The organism is Nocardia pseudobrasiliensis NBRC 108224, assembly GCF_001613105.1.
Taxonomy (GTDB): domain Bacteria; phylum Actinomycetota; class Actinomycetes; order Mycobacteriales; family Mycobacteriaceae; genus Nocardia; species Nocardia pseudobrasiliensis.
Genome location: NZ_BDBS01000015.1, coordinates 63,588 through 88,556, shown reverse-complemented (window position 1 = coordinate 88,556; position 24,969 = coordinate 63,588). Strand labels below are relative to the sequence as shown.

General features: G+C 67.2%; 25 protein-coding genes. 21 read left to right on the top strand and 4 right to left on the bottom strand.

The window, feature by feature from the left end; all coding sequences use genetic code 11:
• Positions 1-7: 7 nt before the first annotated feature.
• Together NP4_RS14440 and NP4_RS14435 are read right to left on the bottom strand one after the other, a co-directional pair.
• A complete protein-coding gene (locus tag NP4_RS14440; protein WP_067997768.1) occupies positions 8-850 on the bottom strand; it encodes an SDR family oxidoreductase in 843 nt (280 codons plus the stop codon).
• Positions 847-2,403 carry an aldehyde dehydrogenase family protein gene (locus NP4_RS14435; protein WP_245997859.1) on the bottom strand — a complete coding sequence of 519 codons (1,557 nt, stop codon included), beginning with the start codon at positions 2,401-2,403 and terminating at the stop codon, positions 847-849. The genes NP4_RS14440 and NP4_RS14435 overlap by 4 nt, the downstream gene beginning before the upstream one ends.
• Before the next feature lie 135 nt (positions 2,404-2,538).
• Between NP4_RS14435 and NP4_RS14430 the strand changes: the two genes are divergently transcribed.
• The gene (locus NP4_RS14430; RefSeq protein WP_067997762.1) at positions 2,539-3,774 is read left to right on the top strand and encodes a PucR family transcriptional regulator; all 1,236 of its coding nucleotides are present in this window, start codon (positions 2,539-2,541) and stop codon (positions 3,772-3,774) included.
• A 3-nt stretch (positions 3,775-3,777) separates the two neighbouring features.
• Here NP4_RS14430 and NP4_RS14425 read toward each other — a convergent pair whose 3' ends face one another.
• Positions 3,778-4,029 (bottom strand): DUF2277 domain-containing protein, encoded by a 252-nt coding sequence (locus tag NP4_RS14425; RefSeq protein ID WP_062511302.1) that lies wholly within the window; start codon positions 4,027-4,029, stop codon positions 3,778-3,780.
• Positions 4,030-4,157: 128 nt separating this feature from the next.
• Between NP4_RS14425 and NP4_RS14420 the strand changes: the two genes are divergently transcribed.
• Positions 4,158-4,985, top strand: coding sequence for a DUF1266 domain-containing protein (locus tag NP4_RS14420; protein ID WP_245997860.1), 828 nt, complete (start codon positions 4,158-4,160; stop codon positions 4,983-4,985).
• On the opposite strand, the gene NP4_RS14415 is transcribed toward NP4_RS14420, so the two are convergent.
• On the bottom strand, positions 4,982-5,800 hold the full coding sequence (locus NP4_RS14415; RefSeq protein ID WP_245997861.1) for a hypothetical protein: 819 nt from the start codon (positions 5,798-5,800) through the stop codon (positions 4,982-4,984). The genes NP4_RS14420 and NP4_RS14415 overlap by 4 nt on opposite strands.
• 417 nt (positions 5,801-6,217) lie before the next feature.
• On the opposite strand from NP4_RS14415, the gene ftsH reads away from it, so the two are divergent.
• The 19 genes from ftsH to NP4_RS14320 all read left to right on the top strand — a co-directional run bounded on the left by ftsH (position 6,218) and on the right by NP4_RS14320 (position 24,894).
• Positions 6,218-8,596, top strand: coding sequence for an ATP-dependent zinc metalloprotease FtsH (ftsH, locus tag NP4_RS14410; RefSeq protein WP_067997757.1), 2,379 nt, complete (start codon positions 6,218-6,220; stop codon positions 8,594-8,596).
• A 106-nt stretch (positions 8,597-8,702) separates the two neighbouring features.
• Positions 8,703-9,338 carry a GTP cyclohydrolase I FolE gene (gene folE / locus NP4_RS14405; RefSeq protein WP_067997754.1) on the top strand — a complete coding sequence of 212 codons (636 nt, stop codon included), beginning with the start codon at positions 8,703-8,705 and terminating at the stop codon, positions 9,336-9,338.
• Positions 9,339-9,349: 11 nt separating this feature from the next.
• Positions 9,350-10,219 (top strand): dihydropteroate synthase, encoded by an 870-nt coding sequence (gene folP / locus NP4_RS14400; RefSeq protein ID WP_067997752.1) that lies wholly within the window; start codon positions 9,350-9,352, stop codon positions 10,217-10,219.
• Entirely contained in the window at positions 10,216-10,590 is a 375-nt protein-coding gene (gene folB, locus NP4_RS14395; protein WP_067997748.1) for a dihydroneopterin aldolase, read from the top strand. The genes folP and folB overlap by 4 nt, the downstream gene beginning before the upstream one ends.
• A complete protein-coding gene (folK, locus tag NP4_RS14390; protein ID WP_067997745.1) occupies positions 10,587-11,111 on the top strand; it encodes a 2-amino-4-hydroxy-6-hydroxymethyldihydropteridine diphosphokinase in 525 nt (174 codons plus the stop codon). Before folB ends, folK begins: the two co-directional genes overlap by 4 nt.
• Before the next feature lie 5 nt (positions 11,112-11,116).
• Positions 11,117-11,587, top strand: a complete 471-nt coding sequence (locus tag NP4_RS14385; protein WP_067997971.1) for a DUF3180 domain-containing protein — start codon at positions 11,117-11,119, stop codon at positions 11,585-11,587.
• A gap of 70 nt (positions 11,588-11,657) precedes the next feature.
• The gene (locus tag NP4_RS14380; protein WP_067997742.1) at positions 11,658-12,482 is read left to right on the top strand and encodes a DUF6779 domain-containing protein; all 825 of its coding nucleotides are present in this window, start codon (positions 11,658-11,660) and stop codon (positions 12,480-12,482) included.
• A gap of 112 nt (positions 12,483-12,594) precedes the next feature.
• Positions 12,595-13,593 carry a Rossmann-like and DUF2520 domain-containing protein gene (locus tag NP4_RS14375; RefSeq protein WP_082875859.1) on the top strand — a complete coding sequence of 333 codons (999 nt, stop codon included), beginning with the start codon at positions 12,595-12,597 and terminating at the stop codon, positions 13,591-13,593.
• Positions 13,593-14,540: a pantoate--beta-alanine ligase gene (gene panC, locus NP4_RS14370; protein ID WP_067997739.1), complete on the top strand. Its 948-nt coding sequence runs from the start codon at positions 13,593-13,595 to the stop codon at positions 14,538-14,540. The genes NP4_RS14375 and panC overlap by 1 nt, the downstream gene beginning before the upstream one ends.
• A 14-nt stretch (positions 14,541-14,554) precedes the next feature.
• Entirely contained in the window at positions 14,555-14,974 is a 420-nt protein-coding gene (panD, locus tag NP4_RS14365) for an aspartate 1-decarboxylase (RefSeq protein WP_067997736.1), read from the top strand.
• 16 nt (positions 14,975-14,990) lie between these two features.
• The gene (locus tag NP4_RS14360) at positions 14,991-15,785 is read left to right on the top strand and encodes a type III pantothenate kinase (protein ID WP_062511279.1); all 795 of its coding nucleotides are present in this window, start codon (positions 14,991-14,993) and stop codon (positions 15,783-15,785) included.
• A 387-nt stretch (positions 15,786-16,172) separates the two neighbouring features.
• Positions 16,173-16,790, top strand: a complete 618-nt coding sequence (locus NP4_RS14355) for a cysteine dioxygenase (RefSeq protein WP_082875858.1) — start codon at positions 16,173-16,175, stop codon at positions 16,788-16,790.
• Positions 16,787-17,218, top strand: a complete 432-nt coding sequence (locus NP4_RS14350) for a rhodanese-like domain-containing protein (RefSeq protein ID WP_373863835.1) — start codon at positions 16,787-16,789, stop codon at positions 17,216-17,218. The genes NP4_RS14355 and NP4_RS14350 overlap by 4 nt, the downstream gene beginning before the upstream one ends.
• A gap of 209 nt (positions 17,219-17,427) precedes the next feature.
• Positions 17,428-18,894 (top strand): lysine--tRNA ligase, encoded by a 1,467-nt coding sequence (gene lysS, locus NP4_RS14345; RefSeq protein ID WP_067997733.1) that lies wholly within the window; start codon positions 17,428-17,430, stop codon positions 18,892-18,894.
• A 112-nt stretch (positions 18,895-19,006) separates the two neighbouring features.
• A complete protein-coding gene (locus NP4_RS14340) occupies positions 19,007-19,372 on the top strand; it encodes a histone-like nucleoid-structuring protein Lsr2 (RefSeq protein ID WP_062511273.1) in 366 nt (121 codons plus the stop codon).
• 190 nt (positions 19,373-19,562) lie between these two features.
• Positions 19,563-20,186 (top strand): FHA domain-containing protein, encoded by a 624-nt coding sequence (locus tag NP4_RS14335; RefSeq protein ID WP_067997728.1) that lies wholly within the window; start codon positions 19,563-19,565, stop codon positions 20,184-20,186.
• Positions 20,187-20,252: 66 nt separating this feature from the next.
• A complete protein-coding gene (locus NP4_RS14330; RefSeq protein ID WP_067997724.1) occupies positions 20,253-21,197 on the top strand; it encodes an esterase/lipase family protein in 945 nt (314 codons plus the stop codon).
• Positions 21,198-21,542: 345 nt separating this feature from the next.
• Complete coding sequence (locus tag NP4_RS14325; RefSeq protein ID WP_067997721.1) at positions 21,543-24,092, top strand: ATP-dependent Clp protease ATP-binding subunit; 2,550 nt, start codon at positions 21,543-21,545, stop codon at positions 24,090-24,092.
• 76 nt (positions 24,093-24,168) lie between these two features.
• A complete protein-coding gene (locus NP4_RS14320; protein ID WP_067997718.1) occupies positions 24,169-24,894 on the top strand; it encodes a hypothetical protein in 726 nt (241 codons plus the stop codon).
• The last annotated feature ends 75 nt before the right edge of the window (positions 24,895-24,969 follow it).

Here is a 24,969-nt window from a genome sequence, read left to right as displayed (position 1 = left end):
CGACGGATCACTTCGGCTCGTTACGCACCCGCTGTTCGTAGGCCTTGCGAGCGCCCGAATCGACCTGATCGAGGAAGGCGTGCTGGGAGCCCAGGACGCGGCCGAGGGCATCGCCGACCGGTTCGGGCAGTAGGCCGACCACCTGGGACAGCAGGCCCGCAGCGAAGGTGACCCGCACCTTCGAACGCGGCTGCACCAGCAGTTTCGCGATGGCCTCGGCGATTTCCTCCGGCTCGGCCGGGCGCGGCAGCAGCCGGGGCGGATTCACACCCGAGATCAGCTCGGTCTTGGTCAGCGTCGGCAGGACCGAGGAGAACGAGACGCCGCTGCCGCGGTACTCCTCGCGCAGCGTATCGGTGAAGCCGAGGACGGCGTGTTTGGTGGCGTTGTAGGTGGCCAGGCCCGGGATGTGGGTCTCACCTGCCAGGGATGCGATATTGATGACGTGCCCGGTCCCGCGCGGCAGCATGCGCTGCAGCGCCAGCTTCGAGCCGAGAATGACGCCGTAGATGTTGATGTCGAGCATGCGGCGGGTCAGCGCGTCCGGTTCGTCGACGACCTTGCCGGTCGGCATGATTCCCGCATTGTTGACCAGTACATCGATCGGGCCGAGCTGCCGCTCCACCTCGTCGAGGAAATTCGCGAACGATTGCGCGTCGGTCACGTCGAGCGGGCCGTAGTACTCGAAATCCTGTGCGGTGCCGGATTCCTTGACCGCCGCCTCGTCCACATCGCCGATGGCGATCTTCGCACCGTATTTCCGCAATGCGGTGGCGGTGGCGAGCCCGATACCGCGGGCGCCGCCGGTGATCACCACGACCTTGCCGCGGATGATTCCGAAATCCGTCACTTGCCCTTACCTCCTACGGTGTTGATGACATCCAGCACGCCGATTCGGCGCATGCCCCGCGCGCCCGCCGCGCGCATGGCGGTCAGCGCCAGGCCGAGTTTCGTTGTGTTGTACGGGAACCAGAACAGTTCCTTCTGCTGCGTCGGCAGCATCGGCGCGGTGATCGCCTGGTGTCGGCAGTATTTGCGCACACCCTCCGCACCACCCCAGCGCGCGCCGAGGCCGGACTGCTGCCAACCGCCCATGGGCAGGGCGAAATTGAACATATTGGAGAAGACGTCGTTGATATTCACCGCGCCCGCGTTCAATTGCCGCGCGAGGCGTTCCCCGCGCGCCTTGTCGCCGGTCCAGATCGATGCGGACAGACCGTAGATCGAATCATTGGCCAGTGCCAGGGCCTCGATTTCGTCGGCCACCTTCATCACCGGTAGGGTGGGACCGAAGGTCTCCTCGGTCATACAGGTCATCCCGTGATCGACGTCGACCAGGACGGTCGGCTCGAAGAAGGTGCCGGTGCCGGTGGGCTTACCACCCGTCAGCGCCTTCGCGCCCTTGGCCAGTGCGTCCTCGACATGGCTGGCGACGATGTCGCGCTGCGCCTCGTTGGCCAAAGCGCCGACATCGTAACGGGATCGGCGGTCGTCCACGCCCTGGCGCAGACTGCGCACATGATCGGTCAGCTTGGTGACGAATTCGTCGTAGACCGGCGCCTCGACATAGACCCGCTCCACCGAGATGCAGACCTGCCCGGCGTTGAACAGCCCGCCGAACGCGATTCCGTATGCGGCGCGGTCGATATCGGCGTCGGCGAGCACGATGGCCGGATCCTTACCGCCCAATTCCAGGCTGTAGGGAATCAATCGCCTCGCGCACGCCTCGGCGATCGAACGGCCGGTGCGGGTGGAACCGGTGAACTGCACATAGTCCACGGTGTCGACCACGGCCGCGCCGGTCGCGCCGCCGCCGGTCATGACCGCGAGCACCGGCGGCGCGCCGATTTCGGCCCAGCCGCGGGCCAATTCGAGCGCCGAGAGCGGGGTCACCTCCGACGGTTTGAGCAGTACGGCCGCTCCGGCGGCGAGCGCGGGGAATACGTCGAGGGCGGGCATGGCCAGCGGGAAATTCCACGGCGTGATCACCCCGACCACCGGATACGGCCGGTAGGCGGTGGTCAATTTCTTGACCCGGGCCAGCGGGCTGTGCGGCGAAGGGTGTTCGTCGGCAAGGAATTTCGCGGCGCGGCGGGCGTAATAGCCGAGCAGATCGACTCCGAAACTCGGATCGATGAGCGCGTCCACCCGGGGCTTACCGGTTTCCGACTGCACCACATCGGCGAGGTGATCGGTGTTGTCGATCAGCCAGTCCTGCAGTTTCAGCAGCCAGACCTTCCGGCCCTCCGGCCCGATCGCCTCCCATTCCTGTTGGTACAGGCGCAGTTCCCGCACCTTGGCGGCGACCGCCTCGGCCGATTCGCTGGGCACCGTGCCCACCAGCTCACCGGTCGCGGGGTTGCGCACCTGGATCTCGGCATTCGTCACGATCTGTTCTTCCACCGGCGCGTCCTCGGGAGGTTGTGAAATGTTTCACTGAAATATGATCGTGACACAATCGTGCGGTGACTTCTTGGCCGTCACGGTCAATGATGAGGTGCGAATTTGTACTCGGAGAACAAATCGGGAGGCATAGCGATGACGGCCGCCGGTACCGATCCGTTGGTTCGGCAATGGATCGTCGATTTCGTCGCCGAGACATTGCGCACCGAAACCCTCGAGCAGATCGTGGACCGGCTCGACTCCGAGATCATCGGTCGGGTGCCCGAACTCGCCGACCGCGATATTCGCCGCGATCTGGCGGCCAGCACCCATGCGCACGCCCTGGTGATGCTCGGCGGACTGACCCAGGATCGCGCCGACTATCCGGTCCCGCAGCAGGCGCACGATTTCGCCCGCACGATCGCCCGGCGCGGCTATGACCTGCGGCTGCTGCTGCGGGTCTATCACCAGGGCCACGAGGCCGTGATGGCGTATATGACCGAGATCCTGGATCAGCGGCAACTGCCGCCCGATATCGAACGCACGGTGCTGATGCGGCTGTTCGACCGGTCGATTCGCTGGGTCAGCACCTCGGTCGAGGAGCTCACCGACACCTATATCGAGGAGCGCGAGCGCGGGCTGCGGGCGGCGTTGAATCAGCGCGCCGAACTCGTGCGCGCGCTGCTGGCCGGGACCGAGGTCGATATCGACCAGGCTTCGGCCCGGCTCGGATACCGGCTGACCGGACGGCATCTGGCCTGCGTGCTGTGGACCGACGAGTCGATGCCGCCCGGCGTCGGCGACAGCGAGATTCCGGGACTGCTGGATCGGGTGGTCGCGCGGGTGGCCGCGGCGCTCGGTGGCACAAGCGTGCTGACCGTGCCGTCCGGCGCGAGCGCGCTGTGGGCGTGGATCGCGGTGGAATCGCTGCCCGCGCGGCCGCCGATTCCGATCGAGGCACCGGTGCGGATCGCGCTGGGTACGCCCGCGACGGGTCTCGCCGGATTTCGCGACGGGCATCGCGAGGCGATCGCGGCCCGTCAGGTCGCCGAGCGTGCGGTCGGCGAGATCGGCCGGGTGCTGCACTATCCGGAGGTCGAGGTGGCCTATCTGGCCGGAGCCGACGAGGCGGCGATGCGAACGCTGATTCGGCGGGAGCTGGGGCCGCTGGCGGCGTCGGACGGCAATTCCGCGCGGCTACGCGAGACGCTGCACGCCTATCTGCGCTGTCATCGCAGTCCGGACGCGGCCGCGAAACGGCTCGGCGTGCACAAGAACACGGTGCGCTATCGCATTCAGCGCATCGAGGAACTACTGGGTCATCCGATCGAACAGCGCAGTCTTCGGCTCGAGATCGCGCTCGACTGCGCCGCGGTCTACGGCGTGCGGTAGCGGTCAGTCCGCCTTGGCCAGCCGGCGCAGCGGCGGTTCGGTCGACGGGGGTACCCGGCGGTCGGGCAGTTCGGCCAGCAGCGCCGTCGTCGCCGCCGCTACCGCGGCCACCGCCTTGTCGAAGGCCGGTTTGGTCGTGGAGGACAGGCCGGTCAGGCCACCGACCTTCCGCACGTATTGCTGTGCGGCCGCGTAGATTTCCTGATCGGTCGCGGGTGGTTCCAGCCCGCGCAGGACGGTGATGTTTCTACACATGGCGCAGAGATTAGCGCTCGGTTCCGGACCGCGACAGGGCAAGAATCCACAGATGTGAAAATTGTGCGTTGCGCGTCTCCGAGGGGATGGGCGACACCGATGCCCATCGATACGACACAATCGGTGCTATGGCCACCCGCGACGTGCCCACCATGACCACCTTCCCCTACGAGGAGCTGGACCGGCGCGAGGACGACCACTGGTCCGGCGCACAGGTCTCCGACGACGAATTGCGCGCGCTGTCGCTGGGGGCGTTCTACTCGGCGCGCTGGGACGCGTTCCACGATGCCCTGCTGCTCGGTCCCGAGCGCGAACATCCGCTCGGCGATCGCCGCGAGCTGGCCATCGACACGCTGACCGGCGCCTGGGGCATCACCGACGGCACCGAGGCGATGGCGTCGATGGAACAGCTGCTCGACGGTATGCACTCACCGCTCTACGCGCTGGTGCATCCGCTCGTGATGGCCGGAATCAATTCGCCCGAGCGGGATCGGTTCGGCGAGCGCGCGGACCGGCATCGGGCGTTCCTGCGCCAGGTCGGCTCGTTCCGCGGTATGGAGAATCCCGAGGCGCTGGTGCGCGACTACGACATCTGGTCGCAGGCCATCAAACTCGGCCTCACCGATCATCTGGTGCAGCCGCTGCCGGCCGACATCCAGGCGTGGGATCTGGCCCGGGTGGTGGCCGTGGCCCGGATGGCGTTCACCGCGGGCTACCTCGACGCCGATGTGGCGTGGGATTACGTCATGCGCGCCCTGCCCGCGGCCCAGCGTCGCTATCGCAACTGGCGGCAGTTCGGCGATTCCTATCTCACCGGCTGGACCTACTGGCAGGCCTGTGAGGATCTCGCCGAGCTGAAGTCCGGCGGGGTCGACCGCCGCCTGGAACTGGTCCGCCTGTGGATGCGGCCGACCAGCCCGTGGCGGCGGATCTCGTTGCAGCCCGCCGCCGACTAATCCGGTAGCGAGCGGAGGATGCCCCGGCCGTAGCGCTGGAACTGGGAATCGTCGACCATGCCCAGCGAATGCCGCTCGACCAGCAACTCCCACTCCGAATACAGCTGAGCGACACCCGGATCCGGCGGGGCCACGGCCCCGTCGGCGGATTCGCGCTGGATGGCGAAGGTCAGCGCGCCCACCACGCGCTCGGTATCGGCGCGATCGGTGCCGGTGAAGCGCAGGATCGTATTGCCGTCGCAGACCTCGACGCGGGATTCGCCCTCGTCGGTATCGGTCGACCGCGCCGACATGAGCGCCGCCACGGGCATCTCGTAGGCATAGCGCTCGCCCGCGCCGACCGAGACGAACAGCAGCCGCTCGGTGGTGACCGCGAGCAGACCCCGGCCCCGGCCCGCGGGCGGTTCGGCGCCGACCAGCGCGGTCTCCAACGCGAACTCCTCGGCGGTGACCAGCTGGTGCAGAGTGGTCACGGCCGAACGGGTTTCGCGCCGCGGCGCCATCCGGCGGACCGCCCGATCCACATCGGCTCGGGTCGGGCCGGTCTTCTCCCAGACGGGCGCGGGCGGATTCAGGTCGGGTACAGACATATCGATGCGCTGGGTGGCCAGGATCTGGGTGTTGATCCGCTCCACGATCACGGTGGCCGCCGGCACGTCGTGCTCGGCGATCAACACCGGTAGCGGAGTGCGGTCGGCCGGAATTCCGGTCAGCAACGACGTGGGATACCGGAGATAGATCTCGATGACGACGGCATCGTCGGTGCGACGGTTCAGCCGTACCTTGAGCAGGTCGGAGACCGGCACGTCGAGCACTCGCTCGCCTTCCGCGCCGGGTCTCAACACCTGCAGTCGACCGCCGCCGTGGCGCAGTATCGCTGTTGGTGTCCGTAACTCGACTATGTCCATACCCCCTGCACTCGGGCTGTGTCGTCGATCACAATGGAGCTTGCATGTCATCATTGTGACCACTTCGGTCCGACAGGAACGCACAAAGTTCTTGTCGGTTCGAGCACAGGCCGGGAACCACCGCTGTTCTCCGACCGTTTACTTGTCGAACTGCATAAGGTGCCGAACTGCGCGATGTATCGAGTAGACCGTACGCGGTAACGTGGCTTGTCCGCATCCGTTCGGTCGCACCCGGTCGGTCCGAACGCGGATGCGGCACCGCTCGATGCATCGTAGGCACGAACCGGAATTACCGGAAAGGACTGGCCCGCCGGCCGACGCTCTATGAACCGCAAGACAGTGTTTCGCAACCTGGCCATAGTCGCGGGCATCCTGCTCGGGATCTATCTGGTCAGCTATTTCAGCAACGACACGCGCGGCTGGAAGAACGTCGATACGTCGGTGGCGCTCGCCCAGCTGCAGGACAAGCCCAACGTCAAACAGGTTCAGATCGATGACAAGGAGCAGCAGCTCCGCATCACGCTGAACAAGGGCACCGACGCGACCGGTGGTCAGGCGCAGATCATCGCCAAGTACCCCGGTGGCAGCGAGGTCTCCGCGCAGATCCTCAAGGATGTGCAGGCCTCGAACGCGCCGTACAACACGACGGTCAAGCAGGACAGCTGGTTCACCCAGGTGCTGCTGTTCGTGCTGCCGATGGTCGTGCTGCTCGGCCTGTTCATCTTCGTCATGGCCCGTATGCAGGGCGGTGGTCGCGGCGGCATGATGGGCTTCGGCAAGTCCAAGGCCAAACAGCTGTCCAAGGACATGCCCAAGACCACCTTCGCCGATGTCGCGGGCGCCGACGAGGCGGTCGAGGAGCTCTACGAGATCAAGGACTTCCTGCAGAACCCGAGCCGCTATCAGGCGCTGGGCGCGAAGATCCCCAAGGGCGTGCTGCTCTACGGCCCGCCCGGTACGGGTAAGACGCTGCTCGCCCGGGCGGTCGCCGGTGAGGCGGGCGTGCCGTTCTTCACGATCTCCGGTTCGGACTTCGTCGAAATGTTCGTCGGCGTCGGCGCGTCGCGCGTGCGCGATCTGTTCGACCAGGCCAAGCAGAACAGTCCCTGCATCATCTTCGTCGACGAGATCGACGCGGTCGGCCGCCAGCGCGGCGCGGGCTTGGGCGGCGGTCACGACGAGCGCGAGCAGACCCTTAACCAGTTGCTGGTCGAGATGGACGGCTTCGGCGATCGCACCGGTGTGATCATCATCGCGGCCACCAACCGGCCCGACATCCTGGATCCGGCGCTGCTGCGCCCGGGCCGCTTCGATCGCCAGATCCCGGTGGGCAATCCGGATCTGGCCGGTCGTCGCGCGATCCTGCGGGTGCATTCGCAGGGCAAGCCGATCGCGCCCGATGCCGATCTGGATGGGCTGGCCAAGCGCACGGTCGGCATGTCCGGCGCGGATCTGGCCAACGTCATCAACGAGGCCGCCCTGCTCACCGCGCGTGAGCACGGCAATGTGATCACCGGCCCGGCGCTGGAGGAATCGGTCGATCGCGTCATCGGCGGCCCGCGGCGCAAGAGCCGGATCATCAGCGAGCACGAGAAGAAGATCACGGCCTATCACGAGGGCGGTCATACCCTGGCGGCCTGGGCGATGCCCGATATCGAGCCGGTCTACAAGGTCACCATCCTGGCCCGCGGTCGCACCGGCGGTCACGCCATGACCGTGCCCGAGGACGACAAGGGCCTGATGACGCGCTCGGAGATGATCGCCCGCCTGGTGATGGCGATGGGCGGCCGCGCGGCCGAGGAACTGGTGTTCCACGAGCCGACCACCGGCGCGTCCTCCGATATCGATCAGGCCACCAAGATCGCCCGCGCGATGGTCACCGAATACGGGATGAGCGCGCGCCTCGGCGCGGTGCGCTACGGGCAGGAGCAGGGCGATCCGTTCCTGGGCCGCTCGATGGGTATGAGTTCGGACTACTCGCACGAGGTCGCCCGCGAGATCGACGAGGAGGTGCGCAACCTCATCGAGGCCGCGCACACCGAGGCGTGGGCCATCCTCAACGACTACCGCGACGAACTCGACGCGCTGGCCACCGCGCTGCTGGAGCGGGAGACGTTGCACCGCAAGGATCTCGAGGAGGTCCTGGCCACGGTCGACAAGCGCCCGCGCATCACGGCGTTCAACGATTTCGGCGATCGCGTCCCCTCGGATCGCCCGCCGGTGAAAACCCCGCGCGAGCTGGCCGCCGAGCGCGGCGAGCCGTGGCCCGACGAGACTGCCACCCGCGCGGTGGAACGGCCCGCCGCACAGCCGGTTCCGGCCAACGGGTATCCGCCGGAGCCCGGCTATCAGCAGCAGCCCGCCTACGGCTATCCGCAGCCGAGCGGCTATCCGGCGCCGGGCAATACCGGCGGCTACCCGCGTCAGGGCGGCGGCGGCACCCACGGTTCGCGCCCCGATTACGGCGCCCCGGCCGGCTGGTCGGCGCCGGGCTGGCCGCCGCAGGAGGACACCCAATCCGGTCAGCCGGGTTACGGCGCGCCGAGTGGGCAACAGCAGCAAGGTGGCTGGGCGCCCGCGGGCGGTCAGCGCTACGGCCGCCCGGGTTGGAATCAGCCGGGCGAGGCGGATGGTCCCGCCTACGGATCGCCCAATGGTGAGGGCGAGAGCGGCGACTGGGACGGGCCGAAGGGTCGGCACTGACCGACCGGTGATTAGGCTCGACGGTCGAGGTGCCGAGAGGTAACCGGCACCGGCTGCGGCCGGTGCCGACCGGCGCTATGAACGCAGATTTTGGAGGTGTCCCCGAGTGTCGGCCAACAACCGTGTCGTCACAGAACCCGATATCGACGCTCAGGTCGCCATCGAGACGGGCCGCCCGTTCGACCAGGGACGCGCGGAGGCGGCGGTTCGGGAGCTGCTGCTCGCCGTCGGTGAGAATCCTGACCGCCCCGGGCTGCGCGATACCCCCGCCCGGGTCGCGCGCGCCTATCGCGAAATCTTCGCGGGCTTGTTCACCGAGCCCGATTCGGTGCTGAATACCACCTTCGACGAGGGGCATCAGGAATTGGTTCTGGTGCGCGATATTCCGATGTACTCGACCTGCGAGCATCACCTGGTGTCGTTCCACGGTGTCGCGCACGTCGGCTACATCCCGGGTACGCACGGCCGCGTGACCGGTCTGTCCAAACTGGCCCGGCTGGTCGATCTGTACGCCAAGCGCCCGCAGGTGCAGGAGCGGCTGACCAGCCAGATCGTCGACGCGGTCATGCGCAAGCTGGATCCGCGCGGCGCGATCGTGGTCATCGAGGCCGAACATCTGTGCATGGCGATGCGTGGTATCCGCAAACCCGGCGCGAGCACCACCACCTCGGCGGTGCGCGGAATCCTGCAGTCCAGCGCCTCCTCGCGTGCCGAGGCGCTCGATCTGATCCTGCGGAAGTGAGTGGGCGGGCGATGTCCGAACGACTCGTCACCCCGCGCGGCGGGCGTTCCTGTGTGGTGATGGGCGTGGTGAACGTCACCAGCGATTCGTTCTCCGACGGTGGCCGCTATCTGGATCCGGGCCTGGCCGTCGCGCACGGCCTCGAGCTGTACGAGGCCGGGGCCGACATCGTCGACGTGGGCGGTGAGTCGACCCGGCCCGGTGCGGTGCGAGTGGATCCGGAGGCCGAGGCCGCGCGGGTGGTTCCGGTGATTCGCGAGCTGGTCGCCGCGGGCGTGCCGACCAGCGTGGATACCATGCGCGCGGCGGTGGCCGAGGCCGCGATCTCGGCGGGTGTATCGGTGGTCAACGACGTCTCGGGCGGGCGCGCCGATCCCGATATGGTCAAAGTCGTTGCCGCGGCCGAGGTTCCGTGGATCCTCATGCACTGGCGCGCGAGCGCGGACTATCGCCACACCGGTCCGGCCGAACATTACGACGATGTCGTCACCGAGGTGCTCGACGAGTTGTCCATGCAGGTGGATCTGGCCATGGCCGCCGGGGTGCATCCCGATCGTCTGGTACTGGATCCCGGTCTGGGTTTCGCCAAGAACGCCGAGCACAATTGGGCGCTGCTCGCGGCGCTGCCCGAATTGGTCGCGCGCGGACTGCCGATCCTGATCGGCGCCTCGCGCAAACGTTTCCTGGGCGCGCTGCTGGCCGACGAGTCCGGCCCGCGTCCGCCCGACGGCCGCGAAACCGCCACCGCCACCATCTCCGCGCTGGTCGCGCGGCACGGCGCCTGGGGCGTGCGGGTGCACGATGTGCGCGCCTCGGTGGATGCCATCGCCGTCGCCGACGCCTGGCGGCGAGCCGAACGAGTTCGACAGGGAGCCGAGTGAGTACCGATCGCATCGAACTGCGCGGGCTGCGCGCCTACGGCCATCACGGCTGCTTCGATTTCGAGCGCCGCGACGGCCAGGAGTTCGTCGTCGACATCACCCTCTGGCTGGACTTCGCGAAAGCCGCGGCCTCCGACGATCTTTCGGCCACCGTCGACTACGGCGAACTGGCCGGGCGCGCGGTCGCCATCGTGCAGGGACCGCCGCGCAATCTCATCGAGACCGTTGTCTCCGAGATCGCCGACGAGGTCATGACCGATTCCCGGGTGAGCGCGGCCGAGGTGGTCGTGCACAAGCCGTCGGCCCCGATCCCGCACACCTTCGAGGATGTGCGAGTGGTCGCCACCCGTCGCCGCGAGGTGCGGGCGTGAGCCGCGCGGTCCTGTCGATCGGTTCCAATCTGGGCGATCGGCTCGCCCATCTGCGCGGGGTCGTCGACGCGTTCGCGCCGTATCTGGTCGCGGTGTCATCGGTGTACTCGACCGCGCCCTGGGGTGGGGTCCCGCAGCAGGACTATCTGAATGCCGTTGTGATCGTGGACGATCCGACCGCCGAGGCGCGGGACTGGCTGCTGCGCGGGCAGGCTCTCGAACAGGCCGCGGGTCGGGTGCGCGAGGTGCGCTGGGGCGCGCGAACGCTCGATGTCGACGTGATCCGATGCGTCGCCGGGCAGCGCGTGCTGCACAGCGGCGATCCCACGCTGACGCTGCCGCATCCTCAGGCGCACAATCGGGCCTTCGTGCTGATGCCGTGGCTCGAGGTGGAGCCCGAGGCGGTGTTGGAAGCCGACGGCCAGGAGTTGCCGGTGCGGGAATGGCTGGCGCGGTTGGACTCCGCCGAGGTCGAGGGCGTGCGACTGACCGAGCTCACCCTGCGAGCGGCCCGGTCATGAATGTCATGAAGCCGACGCGGGCGCTGGACCTGACCGCGAATGTGCTGGTTGCCGCCGTCGTGGCCTGGGTCGCCACCCGCTGGGCGTATTCGAGCTTCCCACCGATCACGGTGATCGCGGGCGCCTCGCTGTATCCGGTGGCCGCGTTGGAGGCCGTGCTGGCGTTCATGATTCGCACCCGCGTCCACGATGACCGCATCGGCGACGGGCCCAAACAGCTACATCCGATCACCGCGGCGCGGGCGGTCGCGCTGGCCAAGGCCTCGGCGCTGGTGGGCTCGCTGGCCGCGGGTGTCTGGCTGGGCTTTCTGATCTGGGTGTTCCCGCAGCGATCGGCGCTGCGCGCGGCCGCGGCGGACACGCCGGGCGCGATCGTCGGCCTGATCGCGGGACTGGCGTTGGTGGCCGCGGCGCTGTGGCTGGAGTATTGCTGTCGCGCTCCGAGTGAACCGCCCGATGAACCAGCAACCTCCTAGCAAGTTTTCTTCGCGGAATCACCGCCGCAGCTCCGAGCCGGAATCTGTCAACCGAGCTATCCTCGCGGACATGGTTTCACCCGCCCGTAGCAGTACTTCCCGTCGACGGCGGGAGGACGCGGGAAAGTTGGTCATCGGAGCGCTCATCCTGCTCGGACTGATTGCCAGCGTGTTTCTGATATTCAGCACCAGCTTGCAATTGATTCGGGTCGGACTGGTCGTCGCGCTGTGGGCCGCGGTGATCGGCGCGCTGGCCGCGACCCGCTATCGACGCGAGGCCGCGGTCGATCAGGCCAAGGCCCGTGACCTGCAGCGGGTGTACGAGCTGCAATTGGAGCGCGAGATCAGCGCGCGGCGCGAATACGAGCTGAGCGTCGAGGCGCGGGTGCGCCGGGAGGTGGGCGCCGACGCCACCGAATTGGCCGCGCTGCGCGGTGAGTTGGCCGTGTTGCGGGAAAGCCTGCAGCGGCTGTTCGACGGCGATCTGCCGAATCCGCGTCCGGCCCTGCACGCCGACGCGATCCGGATTCAGGAATTGCCCAGCGCCGATACGGCGAACGATAACTCGCGTGAAACCGATACCTGGGACGCCTGGAACGCGCCCGCGGTCCCGTTGAATGTCACACCGGTCTTCGATTCCGATCATCCCGAGCCGCCCGCCTTCGCCAGCCCCTACGACGATCCGGTCACCGCGGAGACCGCCGTGGTGTCGGCCGAACAGGTCGACGACGAACCGCCCACCCGCCCGGCCCCCGAGCGCCGCGCGTCGGTCGGCACCTCCGGCGCGCGGCGTCGCCGTCGCGCCGAGACCGAGGATGGCGAGGATCCAACCGGTCGGCGGCTGTCGGTCGCCGAGATCATGGCCAATCTGCGCTCCGAGCAGAGCGGTCGCTGAGGTGAATATCACCGGGCCCGGCTCTGTGCGCGGCGCGGCGCCCGCCCTATTCTCGACTCGGTAACGTCCGGTACCCGCACAGCGGGACTGGAACGACATCGAGAGGACAACGGTGACCTCGGATAATTCTGGGAGTGACCCTGCGCCTGCACGTTTGACGGTGGGAATCGTCTCGGCGGGACGCGTCGGATCGGCACTGGGCGCGGCGCTCGAACGCGCCGGGCACATCGTGTTCGGCGTCACCGCGATTTCCGATGCCTCGGTGCAGCGCGCCCGCACCCGGCTGCCGGATTCGCGGATCCTGCCCGCCGAGGAGGTGGCCGCGCGCAGCGAACTGCTGGTGCTCGCGGTGCCCGATAACGAATTGGCCGGGCTGGTCGGCGGTTTGGCGTCGGCGCGGGTAGTTCGGCCGGGCACGATCGTGCTGCACACCTCGGGCGCCAACGGCATCGGTGTACTGGCCCCGCTGACCGAGCGCGGCGCGCGCCCGCTGGCGGTGCATCCGGCCATGACCTTCACCGGCTACGACGAGGATGTCGCCCGGTTGGGCAATGCCTGTTTCGGCATCACCGCCGCCGACGAGGTCGGTTACGCCATCGCGCAATCGCTGGTGATCGAGATGGGCGGCGAGCCGGTCCGGGTGCCCGAGGACCATCGCACGCTGTATCACGCCGCGCTCGCGCACGGCAGCAATCATCTCGTCACGCTGATCGTGGACGCGGTCGCCGCACTGCGCGCCGCGCTCGCGGGTCCGGGTCTGCTCGGTCAGCAGTTGGTCGACGATCAGCCCAACGGCCTGGCCGAGCGCATGCTCGCCCCGCTGGCCTCGGCGGCGCTGGACAACGCGCTGCGTCGTGGCCAGGCCGCGCTGACCGGTCCGGTCGCGCGCGGCGATGTCGAGGCGGTCGCGGCGCATCTGAAGGCCCTGGCCGAAGTCGATTCCCAATTGGCCGCGGGCTATCGCGCACTGTCGCTGCGCTCGGCCGAGCGCGCCCGTACCAACCCCGCTCTGATCGAATTACTGGAGGGGCCCCACCTGATCGATCAGGCCCGTACGCGGCAGCGGAGCGTAACCGCGGAGGGCCCCGATCAGGTGGAGAAAGGAAACTGATGTCCGGTCCGAATGCTCGCCTGCAGGCGCTGCGCGGCTCGTATCGACCCGGGGAGCTGACGGTGCTGCACGATCCCGGCACGGTCACCACCGTGGTGAACGCGCTGCGCTCGGTCGGCCGCAAGGTCGGGTACGTGCCGACGATGGGCGCGCTGCACGAGGGGCATCTGGAACTGGTGCGCCGGGCCAAGCGGACCAATCAGGTCGTGGTCGTGTCGATCTTCGTCAATCCGCTGCAGTTCGGCGCGAACGAGGATTTCGACAAGTACCCCCGCACGCTGGACACCGATGTGGAACTGCTGCGGGCCGAAGGCGTGGAACTGGTCTTCGCACCGAGCGAGGCCGAGATGTATCCGGACGGGCGGCGCACCTCGGTGCATCCCGGACCGCTGGGCGACCAGCTCGACGGCGTGACCCGGCCGGGTCATTTCGCGGGCATGCTGACTGTGGTCGCCAAGCTGTTGCAGATCGTCCACCCGCACGAGGCGTTCTTCGGTGAGAAGGACTATCAGCAGCTGATCCTGATCCGGCAGATGGTGCGGGACTTGAACTTCGACGTCTCGATCGTTCCGGTCGCCACTGTCCGCGAGCACGACGGCTTGGCCATGTCCTCGCGCAATCGCTATCTCGATCCGGTGCAGCGCGAACTGGCGGCGGCGCTGTCGGCCGCCCTGGCCGCGGGTCGTCATGCCGCCGGACTCGGTCCCGACGGGGTGCTGCGGGCCGCGCGCGCGGTGCTCGACGCCAAGCCCGAGATCGAGGTCATCTATCTGGAATTGCGCGGGGCCGATCTGGGGGAGATTCCCGCCAGCGGCAATGCCCGCCTGCTCGTCGCCGCTCGCGTCGGCGCGACCCGGCTCATCGACAATATGGCCGTCACCGTCGGCGTTCCGATAGACGGCCACCCCACCACCCCCGACGCTGCCGCCACCCAGGCACTCTCGTAAGGAAGGCGACGACGATGTTGCGCACCATGATGAAATCCAAGATCCACCGCGCCACGGTCACGCACGCCGATCTGCACTATGTGGGTTCGGTGACCGTGGATCCGGATCTGATGGACGCCGCCGATCTGCTGGAGGGTGAGCAGGTCTGCATTGTCGACATCACCAACGGCGCCCGGCTCGAGACCTATGTGATCGCGGGTGAGCGCGGTTCGGGGGTCATCGGAATCAACGGCGCCGCAGCGCATCTCGTGCAGCCGGGCGATCTGGTGATCCTGATCGCCTACGCCATGATGGACGAGGCCGAGGTCCGGGAGTACCAGCCGCGCGTGGTGTTCGTCGACGAGCGCAATCGGCAGGTGGAGCTGGGCTCGGATCCGGCGCACGCCCCGGAGGGGTCGGGTCTGACCTCGCCGCGCAAGCTCACCTTCGCGTGAGCGGCGGGTCGCATCGATGCTGCTGACGATCGACGTCCGCAACACCAGCCTCGAGATCGGGCTGTTCTCCGGTAGCGGTTCGCACGCGAAACTGGTGAACACCTGGCGCATGCACACCAATCCGCTGCTGACCGCCGACGAATTCGCCATGCACGTACGGGGTTTGGTGGGCGATCAGCTGGATCAGGTGATCGGCGTCTCCGCGCTGTCGACCATGGCGCCGGTGCTGCGCGAACTGCGGACCATGATGACCAGGTACTGGGGCGATGTGCCGCATGTCCTGGTCGAACCCGGCGTGCGCACGGGAATCCCACTGCTGGTGGACAATCCGAAGGAGGTGGGCGCCGATCGAATCGTCAACTGCCTGGCCGCCTTCCACCGCTTCAACTCCCCGGCCATCGTCGTCGATTTCGGCCCCGCGGCCATCTGTGTCGACCTGGTCTCGGCCAAGGGCGAATTCCTCGGCGGCAGTATCGCCCCCGGCATGGAGGTGTCGACCGAGGCGCTGGTGGCCCGCACGGCCCTGCGCCGCGCGGAGTTGGCCCGCCCGCGCTCGGTGGTCGGCAAGAACAGCCTCGAATGCCTGCAATCCGGCGCGATCTTCGGCTTCGCCGGCCTGGTCGACGGCCTGATCGACCGCATCCGCGACGAATTCGACGCCTTCGCCGGCGATGACGTCGCCATCATCGCGACGGGCAGCAATGCCGCACTGATCGTCCCCGAATCGGAGACCATCGACCGCCTCGAGCCACACCTGACGTTGGAGGGGTTGCGGTTGGTGTACGAGCGGAACCAGCAGAGGAAGCGTTGAGGGTCGCGTAGGCCCGCCGTGCATCGCGCTGCGCTGCACGGCGGGAAAGAGGGGGCTCGCATTCCAAGTAGCCCACGCGACGCATCCATGTTCCTCACGCAACGCGTCCCATGTTCGCCATGCGCCGCGCCTCATGTTGCCCGCGCCCCGCGTCCCGTGTTGCCCGCGCGTCGCGCCTCATGTTTTCCACACGGCGCGTCCCATGTTCCCCCACGACGGAGTCGTGTGGGGAAGCCAACATGGGGCTTGTGTGGAAATCTCACGCTGCTAGACTTTCGGCCGTGTCGTTCCGTGTGAGCATCCAGGAGTGTTGTCGAGGCTGATTCGCCTCGACCGTTGTCGGGGCTTCAGGTTCCCCGGCCGTCCACTTCTTCTGGAGTTTCGCTCATGCGTTCCTCTGTCATCACCCCCGTACACAATTCCCTTGCCGCCGTGGCGTCCGGTCGGCTCGCGCCCGAGGTTGCCGAGCGGGCCGTGGCCTCCGCGCTGCCCACTCGGCTGCGGCCGGCCGATCTGCTGCGGCTGACCGATGAGGGCGCCGAGGACGTGCTGGCCGGTCGTTACGATCATCTGCTGCCCGCCGACGGGCGCTGGCCTACCGAGAGTCGTTGGGCCACACGGCTTTCCGCCGATGATGAGGTCGATGTGTGGCTGATCGGCTGGGTGCCCGACCAGTCCACCGAACTGCACGATCACGCCGGGTCGCTGGGCGCGTTGACCGTGCTGTCGGGGGCGCTGTCGGAGTATCGGTGGAACGGCCGGGAATTGCGCAACCGCACCCTGACCGCGGGCGACCAGGCCTCGTTCCCGCTCGGCTGGGTGCACGACGTCGTGCGCGCACCCGATGAATTCGCCGGTGCGTCGACGCCCGGCAACCCCACGCTGTCGGTGCACGCCTATTCACCCCCGCTCACCGCCATGTCCTATTACGAGGTCACCGGCCACGGCACGCTGCGCCGGACCAAGACCGTCCTCACTGATCAGCCGGAAGGCGATGCGAAATGACCCACCTGACGATCGATCGCATGCTGGAGAACGCCCGGGAACAGCTCCGGCGGATCTATGCCTTCGAATTGCCGCAGGCGATCGCACGCGGCGCCTTACTGGTCGATATTCGCCCGCAGGCCCAGCGCGTGAAAGAGGGCACACTGCCCGGCGCCCTGGTGATTGAGCGAAATGTCCTGGAATGGCGGTTGGACCCGACCAGTTCCGCGCGACTGGCCCTGGCCGCCGACCATGACGTGGAATGGATCGTGGTCTGCTCGGAGGGCTACACCTCCTCGCTCGCGGCGGCCGCGCTGCAACAGCTCGGTTTGCACCGCGCGACCGATCTGGTGGGCGGGTATCAGGCTTTGAAGGCGGCCGGACTGCTGTCGGTAGCCGCCGCCGCCCCGCACATCGCGCGCGAGGTCTTGGCGCTCGCGTCGCTGTAATTCCGCGGCGTTCGAGCAATTGTGACGAAACCGACAGAAGCTTTTTCGTTACCCCGAGCAAGTGGCCGGGCGGCCCGCAAAAGGATTTTCGCCGCACGATAGGGTAGTTCGATGTGAGCACCCCGAACACCCCGTCCTCCGGTGGCGCCGCGGCCGAACCCGCGACGCAAAGCCGTCCTGCCGCAGCGGAAGTCGATCTTCCCGAGCAGATGCGCATTCGCCGGGAGAAGCGGGAGCGGTTGCTCGAGCAGGGCGGCGAGGCTTACCCGGTGGTGGTGCCGCGCACGCACAGCCTCGTCGAAATTCGGGCCGCCTATCCGGACCTCGCGCCGGATACGCAGACCGGCCTGCAGGTCGGTGTCGCCGGTCGCGTCATATTCATGCGGAATACCGGCAAGCTGTGTTTCGCGACGCTGCAGGAGGGTGACGGCACCAAGCTGCAGGCAATGATCAGTCTCAACGGCGTCGGCGCGGACGCGCTGGCCGCCTGGAAGTCCGATGTCGATCTCGGCGACTTCGTATTCGTGCACGGCGAGGTGATCTCCTCGCGCACCGGCGAATTGAGCGTCATGGCCGATTCCTGGTCCATGGCCGCCAAGTCGCTGCGGCCGCTGCCGGTGGCGCACAAGGAGATGGGCGAAGAGGCGCGGGTGCGCCAGCGCTATGTCGATCTGATCGTGCGGCCCGAGGCTCGGGAAATGGCCCGCACGCGCGTCCAGGCGGTGCGCGCGCTGCGGAATGCCTTGGAGCGCAGGGGCTTCCTCGAGGTCGAGACCCCCATGCTGCAGACCCTGCACGGCGGCGCCGCGGCCCGGCCGTTCGTCACCCACTCCAATGCGCTCGATATGGATCTGTATCTGCGTATCGCACCGGAGCTGTTCCTCAAGCGCTGTGTGGTGGGCGGTATCGAGAAGGTCTTCGAGATCAACCGCAACTTCCGTAACGAGGGCGCCGACTCGACTCATTCACCCGAGTTCGCGATGTTGGAAACGTATGAGGCCTACGGCACCTACGACGATTCCGCGCGGATGATGCGGGAATTGATCCAGGAGGTGACCCAGGAGGTCTTCGGCACCCAGGTCGTGACGCTGGCCGACGGCACCGAATACGATCTCGGCGGCGAGTGGAACACCGTGGAGATGTACCCGTCGCTGTCGGACTCGTTGGGTGTGCAGGTGACCCCCGAAACCACCGTGCCGGAATTGCTGGCGCTGGCCGATCGAGTGGGTCTGGAAATTCCCCAGGACAAGGGCTACGGACACGGCAAACTGGTCGAGGAACTGTGGGAGCACGTCTACGGCGACAAGCTGTACGCGCCTACTTTCGTGCGCGACTTCCCGGTCGAGACCTCACCGCTGACCCGTCAGCATCGCAGCAAGCCCGGTGTCACCGAGAAGTGGGATCTGTACGTCCGCGGCTTCGAGTTGGCCACCGGCTATTCCGAACTCGTGGATCCGGTGATTCAACGCGAGCGCTTCATTGATCAGGCCAGATTGGCGGCCGCGGGTGACGACGAGGCGATGCGCCTGGACGAGGACTTCCTCGCCGCGATGGAACACGGCATGCCGCCGACAACCGGTACGGGTATGGGAATCGATCGCTTGCTGATGGCGTTGACGGGTCTGGGAATCCGGGAAACGATACTGTTCCCCATTGTGCGTCCGACTGCTCGCTGAGCGTCGGATTCAAAGCCGAAGCCCGTCTTGGAAATTTCGAAATTCGAGGTATTCTCGACTCGGGTATCGGCCTGGTATACGGGTCGCACGATTTCGAGAGGACGTTCATCTCATGGCAAAGAAGGTCACCGTTAGCCTGATCGACGATGTCGACGGTGAGTCCATCGCGGACGAGACCATCGAGTTTGCGATCGACGGTGTGTCGTACGAGATCGACCTGTCCGCGGCAAATGCGGCGAAGCTGCGGGATGGGTTGGAGCCCTGGGTTTCCAACGCGCGTCGGGTCAGTGGTCGGCGACGTAGCAAACCGGCCGGTGCGGGGGCGGGTACGCCCAAGAGCCGGGTCTCGATGGACCGTGAGCAGAGTGCCGCAATTCGGGAATGGGCGCGCCGGAAGGGACACAAGGTCTCCGCGCGTGGTCGTATCTCCGCCGACATTACCGAGGCGTACAACAAGGAAGTCGGCCGTAACAACTAAGCGACAACTCGGTTTGTCTTTTGAGCCGCTGCCGCCCGGAGGAAACGTGCACCGTCCGGGCGGCAGCGACTTTTTCATATCATTTCCGCATAACCGGTGAAAGTGCGGCTTTCCGGACGCGTGTGATGCGATCTTGCTTCGAGACGTCGAGGCGCGGCACCATGGAAACCGTGAGTGAGGGATCGGGACAGTGACGGGATTTCACGGATCGTTCCTGCGTTTCACCGACGACAGCGGCACGCGTCAGGAGCTGGTGCTCACCCCCGACCGTCAGCGCGTCACGATCGGGCGTTCACCGCAGGCCGACCTCGCGCTGTCCTGGGACGCCGAGGTGTCGCGGCTGCACGCGGCCGTGGAGTTCCTGACCGCGGGGTGGACCATCGTCGACGACGGGTTGTCGCGCAACGGTACCTTCGTCAACGGCGAGCGCGTGGTGGGGCGGCGTCGCCTCGCCGAGGGCGACCGGATTCGAATCGGTTCGCAGCTACTGTCTTTCCACGATTTCAGTGGCGTCGCCGACGATGCGACGCGCACCTCGGCCGGAATGTTTCCGACCCTGCGCTCGCTGACCGAGACCCAGCGCTCGGTGCTCGTCGCGCTGTGCCGGCCCTACAAGAACAACTCCGGATTCGCCACGCCCGCGTCGAATCAGCAGATCGCCGACGAGTTGTTCCTGAGCGTCGACGCCATCAAAACCCATCTGCGCACGCTGTTCTCGAAGTTCGGGGTCGAGGATCTGCCGCAGAACCAGAAGCGGGTGCGGCTGGCGAGTCTGGCGCTGCAGACCGGCATCGTCTCGGATCGCGATCTGTAGATTCCGCCCCGAATTGCAACGTGTTCTCGTAACCTTCCGGAACGGGTTTCATTTTCTGGAGGGCATATGCGGCGTCTACCGGGCTCGATGCTGATCATGGCGGTGCTGACCGCCCTGTGGGTGGGCGCCGCGGGATCCGCTCATGCCGAATATCCGGTCGTCTACAACTTCTTCGCCGGAATTCCGGGCGAGCTGACCGATCCCGGTGGCGCGCTGCCGGGTTCGAACGACTGGTCCTGTCGTCCCACCGCGGCCCATCCGAATCCGGTGGTGCTGCTGCACGGCACCGGCGGTGGCGCACAGACGAATTGGGGCGTGTACGTGCCGCTGCTGGCCAATGAGGGCTACTGCGTCTACGCGCTGACCTACGGCGCCTACGATCTGCCCTGGCCGATCTCGGCGATCGGCGGTATGCGCCCGATCGAGCAGAGCGCCGCGGAGGTGGCCGCGTTCGTGGCCCGGGTGCGCGCGGCGACCGGTGCGGCGAAGGTCGACTTCATCGCCCATTCGCAGGGCAATATCGTCGGCAATTACTACATCAAGCGCCTGGGCGGCGCGGCGGCGGTCGACAAATTCGTCGCGCTGGCGGCCCCGTGGCTGTCGACCTTCGGGCCGGTGCTGGATCCGGTGCGAACCTTCGCCCGGCAGCTGGGTGCCGAACCCGCGATCGATGGTCTGCTCAGTGCCGGATTGTGTGTGCCGTGCGGGCAGATGGCCGGACGATCCGCATTCATGAACGCGCTGCTCGCCGACGGCGTGTACGACCCGAATGTGACATATACGAATATCGAGACCCGCTACGACGAACTCGTCGTGCCCTATACCTCCGCGCTCGTCCCGGGCCCGCGCACCACCAATATCCTGGTTCAGGACGGCTGCCCGGCCGATCTGTCCGACCATGCCGCGATCGCGGGCAGCGAACGAGCGGCGATCTTCGCTCTCGACGCCCTCGATCCCGCGCATCCGCGGACGGTGCCGTGTCATCTGACACCGCCGCTCATCGGAGGTTAGGGGTCCGCGGTCGCGGGTAGCCAAGCGGAACGCACTCGTGACTCGACGCCGCCTTGGTCACCACGTGGTTCCGAGCGGGTGCCGCCGGACGCGTTTTCGGCCCCGGACCGGCGGGTTGTTCGCTCAGGGCGTATCGAGACGGAAACGAACCCGGCAACAACTGCGTTATGACTGAATGACGCGTGTGGTCGGAGGTCCCCAATAGGGTGGACGGACGACGGCCGTGACCCCCGGCAACTAGAGTGGAGTCGGGGGATGCAACCCCAGGGCTTCATGGCAGGCTGGCGCACAGTCGACTGGAAGCGCCGGAACGCCGTGGATAGCGGAGCAGGAAGTGAGGGAGCGATGTTCGAGAGGTTCACCGACCGCGCAAGGCGGGTCGTTGTCCTGGCTCAGGAAGAGGCCAGGATGCTCAACCACAACTACATCGGCACCGAGCACATCCTGCTGGGCCTGATCCACGAGGGCGAGGGTGTCGCGGCGAAATCCCTGGAGTCGCTGGGTATTTCGCTGGAGGGTGTGCGCAGCCAGGTCGAGGAGATCATCGGACAGGGTCAGCAGGCGCCGTCCGGCCACATCCCCTTCACCCCTCGGGCGAAGAAGGTGCTGGAACTGAGCCTGCGCGAGGCGCTGCAGCTCGGCCACAACTACATCGGCACCGAGCACATCCTGCTCGGCCTGATCCGCGAGGGTGAGGGCGTCGCGGCGCAGGTGCTGGTCAAGCTCGGCGCCGATCTGAATCGGGTGCGCCAGCAGGTCATTCAGCTGCTGTCCGGCTACAGCCAGGGCGGTAAGGAGGCCGTGGAGGCCGGTGGCCGCGAATCGGGCACCCCGTCCACGTCGCTGGTGCTCGACCAGTTCGGCCGCAACCTGACCCAGGCCGCCCTCGAGGGCAAGCTCGACCCGGTCATCGGCCGCTCGAAGGAGATCGAGCGGGTCATGCAGGTGCTGAGCCGCCGCACCAAGAACAACCCGGTGCTGATCGGCGAGCCCGGCGTCGGTAAGACGGCCGTCGTCGAGGGTCTGGCCCAGGCGATCGTCAACGGCGAGGTGCCCGAGACGCTGAAGGACAAGCAGCTCTACACCCTCGACCTGGGTTCGCTGGTCGCGGGCAGCCGCTACCGCGGTGATTTCGAGGAGCGCCTGAAGAAGGTGCTCAAGGAGATCAATACCCGCGGCGACATCATCCTGTTCATCGACGAGCTGCACACGCTGGTCGGTGCGGGCGCGGCCGAGGGCGCGATCGACGCGGCCTCGATCCTGAAGCCGAAGCTGGCCCGCGGTGAGCTGCAGACCATCGGCGCGACCACCCTCGACGAGTACCGCAAGTACATCGAGAAGGACGCCGCCCTCGAGCGCCGGTTCCAGCCGGTGCAGGTGGGTGAGCCGACCGTCGAGCACACCATCAACATCCTCAAGGGCCTGCGCGACCGGTACGAGGCGCATCACCGCGTTTCGATCACCGACTCCGCGCTGGTCGCGGCCGCGACGCTGGCCGATCGCTACATCAACGACCGGTTCCTGCCGGACAAGGCGATCGACCTGATCGACGAGGCCGGCGCCCGGATGCGTATCCGTCGCATGACCGCGCCGCCGGACCTGCGCGAATTCGACGACAAGATCGCCGACGCGCGCCGGGAGAAGGAATCGGCGATCGACGCGCAGGACTTCGAGAAGGCCGCGCGGCTGCGCGACAAGGAGAAGCAGCTCGTCGCCAAGCGGCAGGAGCGCGAGAAGCAGTGGCGCTCGGGTGATCTGGACGTCGTGGCCGAGGTCGACGACGAGCAGATCGCGGAGGTGCTGGCCAACTGGACCGGTATTCCGGTGTTCAAGCTCACCGAGGAGGAGACCACCCGTCTGCTCCGCATGGAGGACGAGCTGCACAAGCGGATCATCGGCCAGGAGGACGCGGTCAAGGCCGTGTCGAAGGCGATCCGCCGCACCCGCGCCGGCCTGAAGGATCCGAAGCGTCCGTCCGGCTCGTTCATCTTCGCCGGTCCGTCCGGTGTCGGTAAGACCGAGCTGTCCAAGGCGCTGGCGAACTTCCTGTTCGGCGACGACGACGCGCTCATCCAGATCGATATGGGCGAGTTCCACGACCGCTTCACCGCCTCGCGGCTGTTCGGCGCCCCTCCGGGCTACGTCGGCTACGAGGAGGGCGGCCAGCTCACCGAGAAGGTGCGCCGCAAGCCGTTCTCGGTCGTGCTGTTCGACGAGATCGAGAAGGCTCACCAGGAGATCTACAACACCCTGTTGCAGGTGCTGGAGGACGGCCGCCTGACCGACGGTCAGGGCCGGACCGTGGACTTCAAGAACACGGTGCTGATCTTCACCTCGAACCTCGGTACCTCGGACATCTCGAAGGCCGTGGGTCTGGGCTTCACCCAGTCCAACGCCGAGGGTTCGAACTACGAGCGGATGAAGCTCAAGGTCAACGACGAGCTGAAGAAGCACTTCCGCCCCGAGTTCCTCAACCGGATCGACGACGTCATCGTCTTCCACCAGCTCACCACCGAGCAGATCGTGGAGATGGTGGATCTGATGATCAACCGCGTCGGCAACCAGTTGCGGAACAAGGATATGGAGATGGAGCTGTCCGAGCAGGCCAAGTCCCTGTTGGCCAAGCGCGGCTTCGATCCGGTGCTGGGCGCCCGCCCGCTGCGCCGGACCATCCAGCGCGAGATCGAGGACCAGCTGTCGGAGAAGATCCTCTTCGGCGAGATCGGCCCCGGTCAGATCGTGCACGTGGATGTCGAGGGCTGGGACGGCGAAGGCGCCGGCGAGGACGCCAAGTTCACCTTCGTCGGCCGGGAGAAGCCGAAGAAGGCCGCCGACGACGACGAGGAGAAGCCGGTGGCGGCGCTCGCGGGCGAATCCGCGGCGTCCGGCGAGTAAGGACTCCACTCGAAAGCCCCACCTCCCGGGTTCGCCCGGGGAGTGGGGCTTTCGCGATGTCGAGAGGTGATACGGGTTGGCGTACCGATTCGCGGTCGAGCGCACCGACTACGGCGATCTCGCCAGTGGCGCGGTATTGCGTTCGGCGCCCGGATTGCCCGCCTTTCCGGTGCGGTTGGCGTCGGAGATCTTTCAGCGGGCCGTCGAGCTGCGCGGCGGCGAGCAGCGCGCGGTGGTGTGGGATCCGCTGTGCGGCGGTGGATATCTGCTGACGGTGCTCGCGATGCTGCATCGCGAGCGGATCGCCGGGTTGATCGCCTCCGATGTGGACGAGCGGGCGCTCGAGGTGGCGCGGGCGAATCTGGGGCTGCTCACCGCGGCCGGATTGGCCGCGCGCAGAGGTGAACTCGCGGATCTGGCGGATCGGTACGGGAAGGCCGCGCATCTCTCGGCGCTGGCGGCCGCCGATCGTCTCACCGGATCGGGCGGTGACCTGGTCGCGTCGCTGGGACGCGCGGATGTCTTCGACACCGCCGCCCTCCGGGCGCTGCTCGCTCCGATGCCGCCGGATGTCGTGGTGACCGATATCCCCTATGGCGAACAGGTTTCGTGGCAGGGCGGAGGCAAGGTCGAGGCATTGCTCGAATCGCTGGACTCGGTGCTGCCCGCCGATGCGATCGTCGCTGTTACCGGCCGGGGCCGCCGGATCGAATCGGGGCGATTCCGCCCGGCGCGATCGTTTCGGGTGGGCACTAGGGCCACGGCGCTGTTCCGGATCGCGGATCGAAACGGCGGCAGTTGAATTCGCCGATTTGATCTAATGTCTGACGGGTCCGCATGGGATACAGCGGTCGGGGCGCGTCGGCTCCGGCCCGGC